Raw genomic sequence first — 13,947 nt, forward strand, 5'->3', positions numbered from 1 at the left:
AAGCAAAAATTGACGATTAATTTCCAATTTTTACGGATATTGACTAGACCAATTCGAGTGCCACGGCCGTGCCTTCGCCCCCGCCGATGCACAGCGTCGCCACGCCGCGCGTCTTGCCGCGCGCCTTCAGCGCGTGGATCAGCGTGACCATGATGCGCGCGCCGCTGGCGCCGATCGGGTGGCCCAGTGCGCAGGCGCCGCCGTGGATGTTGACGATGTCGTGCGACACGTCGAGTTCGTGCATCAGCGCCATCGGCACCACGGCGAAGGCCTCGTTCACTTCCCAGAGGTCGACGTCGCGCGCCTTCCAGCCGGTCTTGGCGAAGAGCTTCTGCACGGCGCCGACGGGCGCGGTCGAGAACCACTCGGGCTGCTGCGCGTGCGTGGCATGGCCGACGATGCGCGCGATGGGCTTCGCGCCGATCTTCTTCGCGTGCGACTCGGTCATCATCACCAGCGCGGCCGCGCCGTCGTTGATCGACGAGCTGGATGCGGCGGTGATGGTGCCGCCGTCCTTCTTGAACGCGGGCTTGAGCGTGGGGATCTTGTCGAGCTTGACCTTGCCCGGGCCCTCGTCGACCGAGATCACGGTTTCGCCGCTGCGGCCCTTGACGGTGACGGGCGCGATCTCGTCCTTGAAGAGGCCGGTGTCGGTGGCCTTCTTGGCGCGCTCGACGCTGGCGATGGCGAAGGCGTCCTGCTGCTCGCGCGTGAACTTGTACTTGGCGGCGCAGTCCTCGCCGAAGGTGCCCATGCTGCGGCCCGGCTGGTAGGCGTCTTCGAGGCCGTCGAGCATCATGTGGTCGAAGATGCGGTCGTGGCCCATGCGGTAGCCGCCGCGGCCCTTGAGCATGAGGTAGGGCGCGTTGGTCATGCTTTCCATGCCGCCGGCCACCATCACCTCGTGCGTGCCCGCCAGCAGCAGGTCGTGCGCGAGCATCGCGGCCTTCATGGCCGAGCCGCACATCTTGCTGAGCGTGACCGCGCCCGCGCTGTCGGGCAGGCCGCCCTTGTAGGCCGCCTGGCGCGCCGGGGCCTGGCCCTGGCCGGCCATCAGGCAGTTGCCGAACAGCACCTCGCCCACGGTGTCGGGCGCGATGCCCGCGCGCTCGACGGCGGCCTTGATGGCCACGCCGCCGAGGTCGTGCGCGGAGAGGGAGGCGAAGTCGCCCTGGAAGCCGCCCATGGGGGTGCGGGCGGCGCCGACGATGACGATGGATTCGGACATTGCGGGTCTCCTTTGGATATGTTGAAAAAATCGGGTGTCCGGATACAGAGGGCGCCGAGGTTTCGCGAAGGTCGCGGAAGAAGACCACTCAAGTATCTGCCGTTTCCTTTTGCGCTACTTGCGCGATCTTCACGTCGTCTGCGTCCGGCTGTCGGTTTCTAGAAGTGTGTCGCGTGCCCCTCATGTCTGAAGCGCTGCGACTCTTCGTACGGGAACACGTCCAGCATCTGCCCGGCCTGAATGCGTTCCTTGTGGTGCTGCCAGAAGGCGGCGTCGAGCAGGTCGGCGTGGTGTGCCATGAAGGCCTCGCGCACGTCCTTGTTGCCCAGCAGGAAGGGCTCGAAGGTCTCGGGAAAGACGTCCTTCGGGCCCACCGAGTACCAGACCTCGCCGCTCATCTCGTCCTCCTCGTTGCGCGGCGCGGGCACCTTGCGGAACTGGCAGTCGGTGACGTATTCGATCTCGTCGTAGTCGTAGAACACGACCTTGCCGCCGCGCGTGAGGCCGAAGTTCTTCCAGAGCATGTCGCCGGGGAAGATGTTGGCGGCCACCATGTCCTTGATCGCGTTGCCGTATTCGACCACCGCATGCGCGAGCTGCTCCTTCGCGCGCTTCGCATGCGCCGGGCTCTCGGGGTTGGCCAGCGCGTCGAAGGCCTCCTGCAGGTAGATGTTCAGCGGGATCATGCGCCGTTCGATGTAGACGTGCTTCACCACGAGCTCCATCTCGCCGTTGCCGTCGCGGTCGCCGATCTCCAGCTGGCTGGGCGCGAACCTGCGGATCTCCTCGATCAGCTCGGGCTCGAAGCGGTCCAGCGGAAAGCCCACGTCGCTGTACTCCAGCGTGTCGGCCATGCGGCCCACGCGGTCGTGATGCTTCACGAGCATGTACTTGCCCTTGATCTGCTCGCGCGTGGTGTCCTTCTGCGGGGGGTAGAAGTCCTTGATGACCTTGAACACGAACGGGAACGAAGGCAGGTCGAACACCAGCATCACCATGCCCTTGATGCCGGGCGCGATGCGGAAGCGGTCGCTCGAGTAGTTCAGGTGCGAGAGGAAGTCGCGGTAGAAGAGCGTCTTGCCCTGCTTCGCGAGGCCCAGCGCGTTGTAGATCTCGGCGCGCGGCTTGCGCGGCATCAGCGAACGCAGGAACTGCACCCAGGCAGAGGGCACTTCCATGTCGACCATGAAGTAGGCCCGCGCGAAGCTGAAGAGCATCTGCAGGTCGTCTTCGCCGAAGAGGGCCGCGTCGATGTAGAACCGGCCGCGGCTGTCGTGCAGTATGGGCAGCGAGAACGGCAGCTCGGTGAAGCCGTTCATGATCTTGCCGACCACGTACGCGCCCTTGTTGCGGAAGAACAGCCCCGACAGCACCTGCAGCTGGAAGTTGGCGCGCAGCTTGACCTGGTGGAAGCGGCCCAGGATGGCGCTCGCCACGCGTTCCGCGTCGCGCCGCTTGTCGGCGAAGCTGCCGATCAGCGCGAAGTCGTCGAGCATCTGCTCGATGGTGTCGGCCAGCGTCTCGGGCCGGGGGTAGTAGGGGCGGTAGGTCGGTGCGCCGCGCGGCTCGATGTACTCGGTGCTGATGGCCGGTCGAACGAAGATGAAGTCGTTCTGGAAGTAGGCCCGGTGCAGGATCTTCGTGGTCACCGAGTTGAAGAAGGTCTCGGCCAGCTCGGGCTGGTGATGGTCCACCAGCAGGCCGATGTAGTGCAGCTTGGTCTGGTGCCACACGTCCATCGGCTGCTCGCCCGCCTTGAACTCCTTCTCGAGCCGGGCCACGGCCTCGCTCACGCGCAGGTCGTAGAACTCGATGCGCTCGCGCTGCGCGCGCTGCTGGCCGTGCCAGTCGGCGGTCTCGAAGCGGTGCTTGGCACGCGCCGACTCGGCCCTGAACAACCGGTAGTGCCGGTTGAAGCCGTCCATCATCGCCTTCGCGATGTCGTAGGCCAGCGGCGAATCGAGGCGCTGCGGGAACATGACGGGCGAAGCAGAGGCTGGAAGGCGGCGGGCCGCTCGGCGTCAGGACTGGCCGGAGCTCTCGGCCTTGGGCTGCGCGCTCTGCGCCCCCACCGATCTCACCAACTCGCCGGGCTTGCTCCACTTGTGGCGGATGCGCTGCACGGTGGCCTTGTAGGCGGCATCCATCGGCTGGGTGCCGTCCACGCTCAGGCCCAGGTCCTGCAGCAGGCCGTCGTGCACGCCGAAGGTCCAGCCGTGGATCGTGACCTTCTGGCCGCGCGCCCAGGCATCGACCATCACGGTGCTCACCGCCACGTTCACCACCTGCTCGGCCACGTTGAGCTCGCACAGCGCATCGACGCGCGCTTCTTCGTCGGGCAGGCTGTCCAGCATCACGTGATGGCGGTCGCGCACGTCCTGGATGTGGCGGATCCAGTTGTCGGCCAGGCCGATCCGCGCGCCGCTGAGCGCGGCCTTCACGCCAGCGCAGCCGTAGTGGCCCACCACCATGATGTGCTCGACCTTCAGGTGCTCCACTGCGAACTGGATCGCCGAGAGCGCGTTGAGGTCGGAGTGCACCACGATGTTGGCGACGTTGCGGTGCACGAACACCTCGCCCGGTTCCAGGCCGGTGATCTGGTTGGCGGGTACGCGGCTGTCGGAGCAGCCGATCCACATGTAGCGCGGCGTCTGCTGCTTCACCAGGCTGGTGAAGAAGCCGGGCCGGTCGCGTTCCATCTGGGCGGACCAGGCACGGTTGTGAGCGAAGAGATCGTCGAGGGTCTGGGATTTGTCTGGCATGGTCGATATTGTCGGTGAGACGTGCTTCAGGCCTTGGCTTCGGCCTGTCCGTTGGCCTTGCCGGCCTTCTGTGCCTTGCTTTTCTGCGCCTTGGCGAGCGTTGCCCGCCCTTTCTTCTCGTGCTCCTTCACTTCCGCGAGGTTGGCCTGCAGCTCGGCGAGCTGCGCTTCCAGCTGGGCGCGGTGGGCGCCCAGCACGCCGAGGAAGCGCTCCAGCTGCGGCACGGTGTCGCGGGGGCTGTCGTACATGTCGAGGATGTCCTTGGCCTCCGTCAGGCTCAGGCCGAGGCGCTTGGCGCGCAGGGTGAGCGTGAGCCGCGCCCGGTCGCGCGCGCTGTAGATGCGCTGCAGGCCGGCGCGCTCGGGCGAGAGCAGGCCCATGTCCTCGTAGAAGCGGATCGCCCGCGTGGTGAGGTCGAATTCCTTCGCGAGCTGGCTGATGGTGAAGGTCTGCGCGGGCATGAAGACAGTGGCGGAAGGAGGGCCTTGTTGGGGGCGTTACGGGCGCGACAGCAGGTTTGCGCCGCGATCCCTACAATGGTGCCCTTGACTCATGACGTTTACGTAAACGTCAATCTTACATGAACCTCCTCGAACGCGAACTCCACTACCCCCTCGGCGACACGCTGCCCGAACCCGGCCAGGCCCTGGAGGTGGCTCCCGGCGTGCGCTGGATCCGCATGCGGCTGCCCTTCGCGCTCGACCACATCAACCTCTGGCTGCTGCGCGACAGCATCGACGGCGTCGAGGGCTGGACGGTGGTGGACTGCTGCATCGCCCGCGACGAGGCGCGCGCGCAGTGGGAGCAGGTGTTCGAGACACAGCTGCAGGGCATGCCGATCCTGCGCGTCATCGTCACCCACATGCACCCCGACCACATCGGCCTGGCCGACTGGCTGTGCAAGCGCTGGAACGTGCCGCTGTGGATCAGCTCCACCGACTACCACGTGGCCCGCGTGCTCAGCACCGCCGGCGACACCCTCGCCGGCGGCGAGCAGGCGGCGCGCTTCTTCGCATCGCACGGCCTGACCGACCCCGAGGCGGTCGCCAAGATCCGCGCGCGCACCAACTACTACGCGAACATGGTGCCCTCGGTGCCCGACAGCTTCGTGCGCATGCTCGACGGCGACGTCGTCGACATCGGCGGCCACGCCTGGCGCTGCATCAGCGGCTACGGCCATGCGCCCGAGCACATCTCCCTGTACTGCGACGAGCTCAAGCTGCTGCTGGGCGGCGACATGATGCTGCCGCGCATCTCGACCAACGTGAGCGTGCACGCGGGCGAGCCAGAGGCGAACTCGCTGCGCCTCTTTCTCGACAGCATCGAGAAGTTCAAGGCGCTGCCGGCCGACACGCTGGGCCTGCCCGCGCACGGCAAGCCGTTCCGGGGCATCCATCGCCGCGTCGAGCAGCTGCAGGAGCACCACCGCGACCGGCTGGCCGAGCTGCTCGAAGCCTGCACGGCGCGCGGGCTCACGGCCGCGGAGGGCCTGCCGATCCTGTTCAAGCGCGAACTCGACCTGCACCAGATGACCTTCGCGATGGGCGAGACCGTCGCGCACCTTCACCTGCTGTGGTTCGCGGGCCAGGTGCGGCGCGAGCTGGGCAAGGACGGCGTCTACCGCTTCGGTCCCAAGGCCGCGGCGGCTTAGACTCGCCGGATGGACGACATGCTGGCTCAGCTGCGCGCGGGCCGGCTGGCAGGCGCGACACGAATCGATCTTTCCTGCGGGCTCACGGAGTTTCCGCGGGAGGTCTTCGATCTCGCCGATTCGCTCGAGGTGCTGAACCTCTCGGGCAATGCGCTCGACACCCTGCCCGACGACCTGCACCGCCTTCACAGGCTGCGCGTTCTGTTCTGCTCCGACAACCGTTTCACCGCGCTGCCCGAATCCATCGGCCGCTGCCGGAGCCTCGACATCGTGGGCTTCAAGGCCAACCGCATCCGCAGCGTGCCGGCCGGCGCGCTGCCTGCGTCGCTGCGATGGCTGATCCTCACCGACAACGAGATCGAGGCGCTGCCCGATTCGCTGGGCGACTGCGCCCGGATGCAGAAGCTGATGCTCGCGGGCAACCGGCTGCGCACGCTGCCCGACTCGATGGCGAAGCTCGAGCGGCTCGAGCTGCTGCGCATCTCGGCCAACCGCTTCGAGGCGCTGCCCGGGTGGCTGCCGGCGCTGCCGCGCCTTTCGTGGCTCGCGTGCGCTGGCAACCCCTTCGACACGCAGGCCGAAGACGCCGCCATCGCCGCCCGATCGGTGCCGCACGTCGATTGGCGCGAGATCGCACTCGGCGAGAAGCTCGGCGAAGGCGCGTCGGGCGTGATCCATCGCGCGACCCTGGGTGCCGATTCCCAACCGGTGGCCGTCAAGCTCTTCAAGGGCGCGGTCACCAGCGACGGCTGGCCGCACAGCGAGATGGCCGCCAGCATCGCGGCCGGCGCGCATCCCACGCTGATCGCCGCGCGCAGCCGCATCGACGGGCATCCCGAAGGCGCCGAAGGTCTCGTGATGGCGCTGGTCGATCCGGCCTTCGCGACCCTCGCGGGGCCGCCCAGCCTCGCGTCGTGCACGCGCGACGTCTATGCCGAGGAAGCGAGGTGGAGCACCGCCGTGGCGCTGCGCATCGCCTGCGACATCGCCTCGGCCGCGCAGCATCTGCATGCGCGGGGGATCGTCCATGGCGATCTCTACGCGCACAACATCCTGTGGCATGCCCAAGGGGGCGGCCGGCTCGGCGACTTCGGCGCCGCGTGGCTCACCGGTGCGCTCGATGCGAAGCAGGCGCGGGCATTCCAGGCCCTGGAGGTGCGCGCCTTCGGCTGCCTGCTGGAAGAGCTTCTGCAGCGCTGCACCGACACGCCGCCGCAGGAGACGGTCGCTCTGAAGGAGCGCTGCCTCGACGCCGACGCGGCGGCACGCCCCACCTTCGCCGAAGTCCTGTCCGTGCTGCAGAGGCACGCGCCTCGCCCATGACCCGCCGCCGGCCGCCACGGATGCCGCTGCCCACGCGCGAGGGCGTGGGCCCGAGCTGCATCGGCCTGCCGCACGGTACATGGCCGACCATCGCCGAGTTCCTGATCGAGCGCTTTCCCGTCATCACGCCCCAAGCCTGGATGGAGCGCATCGAAGCGGGAGAGGTCGTCGACGAGCACTGCGTGCCCGTGACCGCCACGCGTCGCTACCAGTCGCCGCTGCGCGTGTACTACTACCGCACGCTCGACGGCGAGGCGAGCATTCCCTTCGAGGAGGAGGTCGTCTTCCAGGACGACCAGCTGCTGGTCGTCGACAAGCCGCCCTTCGTGCCCGTGACGCCCAAGGGCAAGTACCTCAAGGAAAGCCTGCTGGTGCGCCTCAAGCGCAAGCTGGGGCTCGACGACCTCGTGCCGCTGCACCGCATCGACCGCAGTACCTCGGGGCTGGTGCTGTTCTCGGTGAAGCCCGCCACGCGCGGCGCCTACCAGTCGCTGTTTCCCGAGCGCCGCATCGCCAAGCACTACGAGGCCGTGGTGCCGTGGCATGAGGGCGTGTCGTCGGTGCCGGAGGTCTACCGCAGCCGCCTCGTGGACGACGACCATTTCATGCGCGTGCGAGAGGAACCCGGAGAGCCCAACTCCGAGACCCGCATCGAAGTGCTGAACGTGCAGGACGGCCTTGCGCTGCTGCGGCTGTCGCCCATCACCGGCCGCAGGCACCAGCTGCGCGTGCACTGCCTGGCGCTGGGCATGCCGATCGTGAACGACCCGATCTACCCCGTGCTGCTGCCCGAGGGCGCCGACGACTTCGCCCGGCCCATGCAGCTGCTCGCGCGTTCGCTTTCGTTCGCCGACCCCGTGACGGGGGAGCAGCGCAGCTTCGCCAGCCGCCGCAGCCTGCTGCTGACACCGAAGTGACGCGCGCGCGGCGCCGCGCGCAATAAGCTCGGTTTCCTGAACCCGATCACTCATTCAGGAGACATCCGCACCATGGACACCACCCAACTCTTCTCGCTGAAGGGCCGCACCGCGCTCATCACCGGCGGCTCGCGCGGCATCGGCCGCATGATCGCCGAGGGCTTCCTCGCGCAGGGCGCGCGCGTCTACATCTCGGCGCGCAAGGCCGCGGCCTGCGACCAGACGGCGAAGGAGCTTTCGGCATTCGGGCACTGCGTTTCGCTGCCGGCCGACGTGTCGACGCTCGAGGGTGCGCAGGCGCTGGTCGATGCCTATGCGAAGCACGAAGGCTCGCTGGACATCCTGGTGAACAACGCCGGCGCTGCCTGGGGCGCGCCATACGAGGAGTTCCCCGAAAGCGGCTGGGACAAGGTGGTCGACCTGAATCTGAAGACGCCGTTCTTCCTGACCAAGGCCCTCACCCCGATGCTCAAGAAGGCCGCGACGGACCACCTGGCGAAGGTGATCAACATCGCCTCGATCGACGGGATCTCGATCAATCCGCAGGAGACGTACTCCTATGCGGCCAGCAAGGCGGGCTTGATCCAGCTGACTCGCCGGATGGCGCTGCGGCTGGCGCAGGACCGCATCGTGGTCAGTGCGATTGCGCCCGGGGCGTTTGCTTCGGATATGAACAAGGTGGCTCGTGACCACGGGGATGAGATCAAGGGGCGGATTCCTGCGGGGCGCATCGGGGTGCCGGAGGACATGGCGGGGGCTGCGATCTACCTGGCTTCCAGGGCTGGGGACTATGTGATGGGGTCTACGTTGGTGGTGGATGGGGGGGTTACTCACGCTCGGTGAGTTGGTTGTTGTTGCTGCTGGCTGCTTGCTTCCCGGGGCCGGGACTCGCCCCGGCGGGCGACCTACTTTTCTTTGCTTCGCCAAAGAAAAGTAGGCAAAAGAAAGGCGACCCCGCTGTCTGCGACCCCTTCGCTGCGCTACGGGGCAACCTGCGGTGCTCGCGCTTCGCGGGGTCTCGCCCAAACTCGCTTCGCTCAGACAAGGGCGAGCCCTGATCCGCGAAACGCTGCGCTCCTCGGCGCAGCCAGAGGGGAGGGGAGAGGGTCGGGCCATCGCGTTGCTCGGCCTCCAAGGCACTGCAGGCGCTGCGCGCCTGCAGTGCTTGGAATGAATTGCGGGATCGCTCCGTGTCGTTTCGAGGGGCGCTTGCTGGTGGTATCCAGCGGTGCCGGGAACCGAGAGACGTCTTGCGCATCGCGACCGCATCAGCATCTCACCCAAGACAACGAGCCTGAACACAGGCTCGAAATCAATCCGAGGCCCGAATCCCTGGCCGAGCAAAGCGAAGGCCCGTCCAGGCCGTTCCCAAAGCCGAGCGAAGCGATGGCGCGTGTCTCTCCCTTCTGGCTGCGCCGAGGAGCGCAGACGTAGGAGGGACAAGGGCCGCAGCTGTCTGAGCGCAACGCAGTGGAGCGAGTTCTGCGGACCCCCTCCTACGTCGAGCACCGCAGGTTGCCCGTAGCGAAGCGAAGGGACGCAGACAGCAGGGTCGCCTTTCTTTTGCCTACGTTTCTTTGGCGAAGCAAAGAAAAGTAGGTCGGCCGCCGGGCCGAGACCCGGCCTCGGGAAGCAAACACTCAAAAGCTTCTCGTCAAGGCAAAAGCCTTCCGGGGCCCCCGGGAGGCAACCACCCCACAGCGTCAAATCAAGCCAAACGCTAGCGCAATGAGTTAGCAAAAGGCCAAGACCCGACCTCGGCAGAAGAAGCCAGCCCAACAGCCGATTGCTACCATCAAGGCCAGTCCCCAAGTCAGGCCCCAAAAAGCAATGCCCTCCTTCCCCTTCTCAGCAGTCCTCTTCGACTGTGACGGCGTCCTCGTCGACTCCGAACCCATCACCAACCGCGTCCTCGCCGAAATGCTCGGCGAGCTGGGCTGGCAAATCACCACCGAAGAATCGATGAACACCTTCACGGGCAAGGCCGTGAAGGACGAAGCCGCACTGATCGAGCAGAAGACCGGCTTCAGGATCACCGACGATTGGCTCAAGACCTTCCGCGCCCGGCGCAACGAGGCCCTGGAGCGCGACCTCGTCGCGATTCCGCGCGCCCCCGAAGCCATCCGCGAGATCCACGCCAGGCTCGACGGCCGGATCGCCTGCGCCTCGGGCGCTGACCGCCACAAGGTGGAACTGCAGCTCGCCAAGGTCGGGCTGCTGGAGTACTTCGAAGGGCGCATCTTCAGCGGCCACGAGATGCCGCGCTCCAAGCCGCACCCCGACGTGTACCTCGCGGCGGCCAAGGCGCTGGAGGTGGAGCCCGGGCGCTGCGCCATCGTCGAGGACACGGTCACCGGGGCGATGGCCGGTGTGGCGGCGGGTGCGACGGTGTTCGGCTACAGCACAGGCGAATCGGGCCACAGCGGACCGGGGCCGCTGCTGAGCGTGGGGGCGGTGAGGGTGTTCAGCGACATGTCCGAATTGCCTGCGCTGCTTTCTGGGTACGGACTGCAGGCCGCCTGAGTTTCTGTTGGAATGCAGGGAGACTGGCCAGCTCCCGAACACACGAGACGGAAGGCCGGCCCGCAGGAAGCAAGGAACCAAGCACCCATGACCTCCGAATACAAAACCGAGCAGCCCGACCGCAGCGAGATCGACGCGCTCACCGGCCCCGCCGTGGTCGAGTTCGGCACCAACTGGTGCGGCATCTGCAAGGCGGCCCAGCCGAACATTACCGAAGCGTTCGCCAAATACCCGAACGTGCGCCGCATCAAGGTGGAGGACGGCAGCGGCCGGCCGCTGGGCCGCTCGTTCAACGTGCGGCTGTGGCCCACGCTGGTGTTCATGCGTGACGGCAAGGAGGTCGCGAAGCTGGTCCGTCCGGAAGACAGCAAGTCGATCGCCGATGCGCTGGCGCTGATCGATCAGCCGGCCTGAAGCTTCACGCGATCCATCGGCGCGACGCGGCAGCAGTCTCATGAACACCGAACTGCATCGGCTCGCGAAGACGGCCGATCTCGACGCGCAGGCGCACACGCAACTGCGGCTGCGTTTCGGCCATGCATGCGCACAGCGCGTGCGGCACCTGCTGGAGTCGCCCGAGGCCGTGGAAGGGCTGGACGTGCTGGGCGCATTCCTCGAGGGCAAGGCCGATTCCGCCGCCCTGGCATCGGCCGAACAGCGGATGGCCTTGGTGGCCGGCAGCCATCCGGGTTCCCGCTCCATCGACGGAACGGCGCACGCAGCGGTCTCCGCGACCTATGCCGTTTACCAGGCCGTCGCTGGCCGCGCGCTGCAGGCCGCCGAATACGCGGCCTATGCGACCGTCTACGCATACGGCGCCTACGCCATCACCGATCCCGACGCCTTCGCCGAGGAGTTCGCGTGGCAGGTCTCGACGTTCGATCGGCTCCTGCGCGAAGAGCAGCCCCTGTCGATGCGAGCCGGCTGAAATCGCACCAGTCATCGACCGAGAAAATCTGCGCTAAATCCGCAGAAGAAACCAAGACCGTCTTTCGGTTTTTCCTTTCGCGAAACCTTCGCGCCCTCTGCGTACGGCTGTCCGATCCCGACCCCGACCCCGACGCAGCTCCCTACTTGTCCCGCAGCCTGAAGTCCCGCGGCGCCTGCCCCGTCCACTGCTGGAAGGCACGCGAGAAGCTCTTCTCGTTGCGGAAGCCCACTGCCAGCGCCACCTGCTTGATCGGCCGCGTGGTGCGGCGCAACTGCTCGATGGCCATCTCGTGGCGCACTTCGTTCTTTAGCGCCTGCAACGAGGTGCCTTCCTCGTGCAGCTGGCGGTGGAGCGTGCGGCCCGACACGTTGAGCAGCGCGGCCAGCGCCTCCGCGGTGGTGGCTTCGCCAGCGCGCGAGCGCAGCAGCTCGCGCACGCGCTGGCCCAGCAGGCGGTCGCGGCGGTATTGAAGGATGGTGAGCGGCAGCGCGCGCTTGAGCATGGTGCGCAGCGCGCGTTCGTCGCGCTGCAGCGGCAGGGCGAGGTAGCGCTCGTCGAAGGCGATGCCGGCCTGCGGCGCGCCGAAGCGCACGTCGGGCGTGAACATCAGCGGATAGGCGTCGCTGTGCGGCGGCGCAGCGAACGGAAAGCTCGCGTGGCGCAGCGAGATGCGCGAATCGATGGCCCAGCACATGTAGCCGTGCACGAAGCGCAGGATGGTCACCAGGCAGAACTCGCGGAAGGCGGGATCGAGTGCGCGGTGCTCCGCGATGCGAAGCGTGGCCAGGCCGCCGGCCACGTCGAGCGACAGGCCGATGTCGTCGGTCAGCAGCCGGTGGTGGCGGCACCAGCGCTTGAGGGCCACGCCCAGGTTGGGCGAGCTCAGCGAGGCGCGGCACAGCATGCCGTAGCTGCCCCAGGGCAGGCGCCGCGTGAACCAGCCGAGCGTCTCGTCGTCGAGCTCCTGCATGGCGTGGCTCGACAGCGCCTCGAATTGCGCGGCAGTGACCCGTGCGCCCGGCCGGGTCAGTTCGCGCGGCGTGATCTGTGCCGCCTTCAGGGCCTCGGCGGGGTCCTTGCCGTACCCCTCGTAGGCCTGCACGATGGCTCTCACGAACGCCATCGGCGTGACGGCGCGGGTGGGGCGGAGGAACGACGGATGGGACATGACTCGGCGGGCGGCTCGTGGCGCAATTTGCAACCATTGTGGCGCCAATTGAGGCACGGCGAAGCGTAAGCTGCGGTCTTTCAAGCAAGCGCCATTCCGCGCGGGTAGCTCTGCGCGCCGACCTCAGAGGAGACAAGACCCATGCACGATCCCGGACTGAACTTCGACCTGGGCGAGACCATCGACTCGCTGCGCAGCGCGATCCAGGACTTCGCCGCCAACGAGATCGCACCCCGCGCCGTCGACATCGACCGCGAGAACCTGTTCCCGCACGACCTCTGGAAGAAGCTCGGCGACCTCGGCCTGCACGGCATGACGGTGAAGGAGGAGTACGGCGGCACCGAGCTGGGCTACCTGGCCCACATCGTGGCCATGGAGGAGGTCTCGCGCGCGTCGGCCTCGGTGGGCCTGTCGTACGGCGCGCACTCCAACCTGTGCGTGAACCAGATCCACCGCAACGGCAGCGAGGCGCAGAAGAAGAAGTACCTGCCCAAGCTGGTGAGCGGCGAGCACGTGGGCGCGCTGGCCATGAGCGAGCCCAACGCCGGCTCCGACGTGGTGAGCATGAAGCTCAAGGCCGAGAAGAAGAACGGCTACTACGTGCTCAACGGCGGCAAGATGTGGATCACCAACGGCGGCGATGCCGACACGCTGGTGATCTACGCCAAGACCGAGCCCGAGATGGGCGCTCGCGGCATGACGGCTTTCATCGTCGAGAAGAGCTTCAAGGGCTTCTCGGCCGGCACCAAGCTCGACAAGCTGGGCATGCGCGGCTCCAACACCTTCCCGCTGTTCTTCGACAACTGCGAGGTGCCCGAAGAGAACGTGCTCGGCGGCGAAGGCATGGGCGCCAAGGTGCTGATGAGCGGCCTCGACTACGAGCGCGCCGTCCTCTCGGGCGGCCCGCTGGGCATCATGGCCGCATGCATGGACGCGGTGATCCCCTACATCCACGAGCGCAAGCAGTTCGGCCAGAGCATCGGCGAATTCCAGCTGATGCAGGGCAAGATCGCCGACATGTACTCGACCTGGCAGGCCACGCGCGCCTACGTCTACGCCGTGGGCAAGGCCTGCGACCGCAACGACCATGCGCGCACCTTCCGCAAGGACGCGGCCGGCGCCATCCTCTACTCGGCCGAGAAGGCGACGTGGATGGCCGGCGAGGCGATCCAGGCGCTGGGCGGCGTGGGCTACACCAAGGAGTTTCCGGTCGAGCGACTGTGGCGCGACGCGAAGCTGTACGAGATCGGCGCGGGCACGAGCGAGATCCGGCGCATGCTGATCGGCCGCGAGCTTTTCGCAGAGACGGCCTAGGATGTTTTTCTCCCTCCCCCTCTGGGGGAGGGCTGGGGTGGGGGCAAGCAGCGTCGAATGAGGCATTGCGCCGAACCAGCGCCGCCTGCCCCCATCCCCACCTTCCCCCAGAGGGGGAAGGTGCCAGACA

General features: G+C 67.2%; 13 protein-coding genes. 8 read left to right on the plus strand and 5 right to left on the minus strand.

Annotation, left to right across the window (positions count from 1 at the left end):
* Positions 1–43: 43 nt before the first annotated feature.
* The 4 genes from FHY06_RS27390 to FHY06_RS27405 all read right to left on the minus strand — a co-directional run bounded on the left by FHY06_RS27390 (position 44) and on the right by FHY06_RS27405 (position 4,451).
* Entirely contained in the window at positions 44–1,228 is a 1,185-nt protein-coding gene (locus FHY06_RS27390; protein ID WP_019658508.1) for an acetyl-CoA C-acyltransferase, read from the minus strand.
* A gap of 158 nt (positions 1,229–1,386) precedes the next feature.
* Complete coding sequence (gene aceK, locus FHY06_RS27395) at positions 1,387–3,207, minus strand: bifunctional isocitrate dehydrogenase kinase/phosphatase (RefSeq protein WP_126186175.1); 1,821 nt, start codon at positions 3,205–3,207, stop codon at positions 1,387–1,389.
* Positions 3,208–3,249: 42 nt separating this feature from the next.
* On the minus strand, positions 3,250–3,990 hold the full coding sequence (can, locus tag FHY06_RS27400) for a carbonate dehydratase (RefSeq protein ID WP_145761368.1): 741 nt from the start codon (positions 3,988–3,990) through the stop codon (positions 3,250–3,252).
* A 26-nt stretch (positions 3,991–4,016) separates the two neighbouring features.
* A complete protein-coding gene (locus tag FHY06_RS27405; protein ID WP_019658511.1) occupies positions 4,017–4,451 on the minus strand; it encodes a MerR family transcriptional regulator in 435 nt (144 codons plus the stop codon).
* Positions 4,452–4,570: 119 nt separating this feature from the next.
* Between FHY06_RS27405 and FHY06_RS27410 the strand changes: the two genes are divergently transcribed.
* The 7 genes from FHY06_RS27410 (at position 4,571) to FHY06_RS27440 (ending at position 11,332) form a co-directional block, all read left to right on the plus strand.
* Positions 4,571–5,641 carry an MBL fold metallo-hydrolase gene (locus FHY06_RS27410; RefSeq protein ID WP_019658512.1) on the plus strand — a complete coding sequence of 357 codons (1,071 nt, stop codon included), beginning with the start codon at positions 4,571–4,573 and terminating at the stop codon, positions 5,639–5,641.
* Between the two features lie 9 nt (positions 5,642–5,650).
* Complete coding sequence (locus FHY06_RS27415; protein WP_184606982.1) at positions 5,651–6,964, plus strand: leucine-rich repeat-containing protein kinase family protein; 1,314 nt, start codon at positions 5,651–5,653, stop codon at positions 6,962–6,964.
* Positions 6,961–7,881 carry a pseudouridine synthase gene (locus tag FHY06_RS27420; protein ID WP_184606983.1) on the plus strand — a complete coding sequence of 307 codons (921 nt, stop codon included), beginning with the start codon at positions 6,961–6,963 and terminating at the stop codon, positions 7,879–7,881. Before FHY06_RS27415 ends, FHY06_RS27420 begins: the two co-directional genes overlap by 4 nt.
* 72 nt (positions 7,882–7,953) lie before the next feature.
* A complete protein-coding gene (locus FHY06_RS27425) occupies positions 7,954–8,724 on the plus strand; it encodes an SDR family oxidoreductase (protein WP_019658515.1) in 771 nt (256 codons plus the stop codon).
* Between the two features lie 987 nt (positions 8,725–9,711).
* Positions 9,712–10,404, plus strand: coding sequence for an HAD family hydrolase (locus FHY06_RS27430; protein ID WP_019656415.1), 693 nt, complete (start codon positions 9,712–9,714; stop codon positions 10,402–10,404).
* An 87-nt stretch (positions 10,405–10,491) separates the two neighbouring features.
* Positions 10,492–10,818, plus strand: a complete 327-nt coding sequence (locus FHY06_RS27435) for a thioredoxin family protein (RefSeq protein WP_126184819.1) — start codon at positions 10,492–10,494, stop codon at positions 10,816–10,818.
* Positions 10,819–10,858: 40 nt separating this feature from the next.
* The gene (locus FHY06_RS27440) at positions 10,859–11,332 is read left to right on the plus strand and encodes a hypothetical protein (RefSeq protein ID WP_126184818.1); all 474 of its coding nucleotides are present in this window, start codon (positions 10,859–10,861) and stop codon (positions 11,330–11,332) included.
* A gap of 142 nt (positions 11,333–11,474) precedes the next feature.
* On the opposite strand, the gene FHY06_RS27445 is transcribed toward FHY06_RS27440, so the two are convergent.
* Positions 11,475–12,503 carry an AraC family transcriptional regulator gene (locus FHY06_RS27445; protein ID WP_184606984.1) on the minus strand — a complete coding sequence of 343 codons (1,029 nt, stop codon included), beginning with the start codon at positions 12,501–12,503 and terminating at the stop codon, positions 11,475–11,477.
* A gap of 141 nt (positions 12,504–12,644) precedes the next feature.
* Here FHY06_RS27445 and FHY06_RS27450 point away from each other — a divergent pair, with 141 nt between their 5' ends.
* Positions 12,645–13,817: an isovaleryl-CoA dehydrogenase gene (locus FHY06_RS27450; RefSeq protein ID WP_126184816.1), complete on the plus strand. Its 1,173-nt coding sequence runs from the start codon at positions 12,645–12,647 to the stop codon at positions 13,815–13,817.
* Positions 13,818–13,947 lie beyond the last annotated feature (130 nt).

This window comes from Variovorax atrisoli, assembly GCF_014195185.1.
In the GTDB taxonomy this organism is placed as follows: Bacteria; Pseudomonadota; Gammaproteobacteria; order Burkholderiales; family Burkholderiaceae_C; genus Variovorax; species Variovorax atrisoli.

Excerpts from the sequence above, each read along its gene's own strand:
- FHY06_RS27390 (WP_019658508.1), bottom strand. The coding sequence starts at position 1,228 with ATGTCCGAATCCATCGTCATCGTCGGCGCCGCCCGCACCCCCATGGGC.
- aceK (WP_126186175.1), bottom strand. The coding sequence starts at position 3,207 with ATGTTCCCGCAGCGCCTCGATTCGCCGCTGGCCTACGACATCGCGAAG.
- can (WP_145761368.1), bottom strand. The coding sequence starts at position 3,990 with ATGCCAGACAAATCCCAGACCCTCGACGATCTCTTCGCTCACAACCGT.
- FHY06_RS27405 (WP_019658511.1), bottom strand. The coding sequence starts at position 4,451 with ATGCCCGCGCAGACCTTCACCATCAGCCAGCTCGCGAAGGAATTCGAC.
- FHY06_RS27410 (WP_019658512.1), top strand. The coding sequence starts at position 4,571 with ATGAACCTCCTCGAACGCGAACTCCACTACCCCCTCGGCGACACGCTG.
- FHY06_RS27415 (WP_184606982.1), top strand. The coding sequence starts at position 5,651 with ATGGACGACATGCTGGCTCAGCTGCGCGCGGGCCGGCTGGCAGGCGCG.
- FHY06_RS27420 (WP_184606983.1), top strand. The coding sequence starts at position 6,961 with ATGACCCGCCGCCGGCCGCCACGGATGCCGCTGCCCACGCGCGAGGGC.
- FHY06_RS27425 (WP_019658515.1), top strand. The coding sequence starts at position 7,954 with ATGGACACCACCCAACTCTTCTCGCTGAAGGGCCGCACCGCGCTCATC.
- FHY06_RS27430 (WP_019656415.1), top strand. The coding sequence starts at position 9,712 with ATGCCCTCCTTCCCCTTCTCAGCAGTCCTCTTCGACTGTGACGGCGTC.
- FHY06_RS27435 (WP_126184819.1), top strand. The coding sequence starts at position 10,492 with ATGACCTCCGAATACAAAACCGAGCAGCCCGACCGCAGCGAGATCGAC.
- FHY06_RS27440 (WP_126184818.1), top strand. The coding sequence starts at position 10,859 with ATGAACACCGAACTGCATCGGCTCGCGAAGACGGCCGATCTCGACGCG.
- FHY06_RS27445 (WP_184606984.1), bottom strand. The coding sequence starts at position 12,503 with ATGTCCCATCCGTCGTTCCTCCGCCCCACCCGCGCCGTCACGCCGATG.
- FHY06_RS27450 (WP_126184816.1), top strand. The coding sequence starts at position 12,645 with ATGCACGATCCCGGACTGAACTTCGACCTGGGCGAGACCATCGACTCG.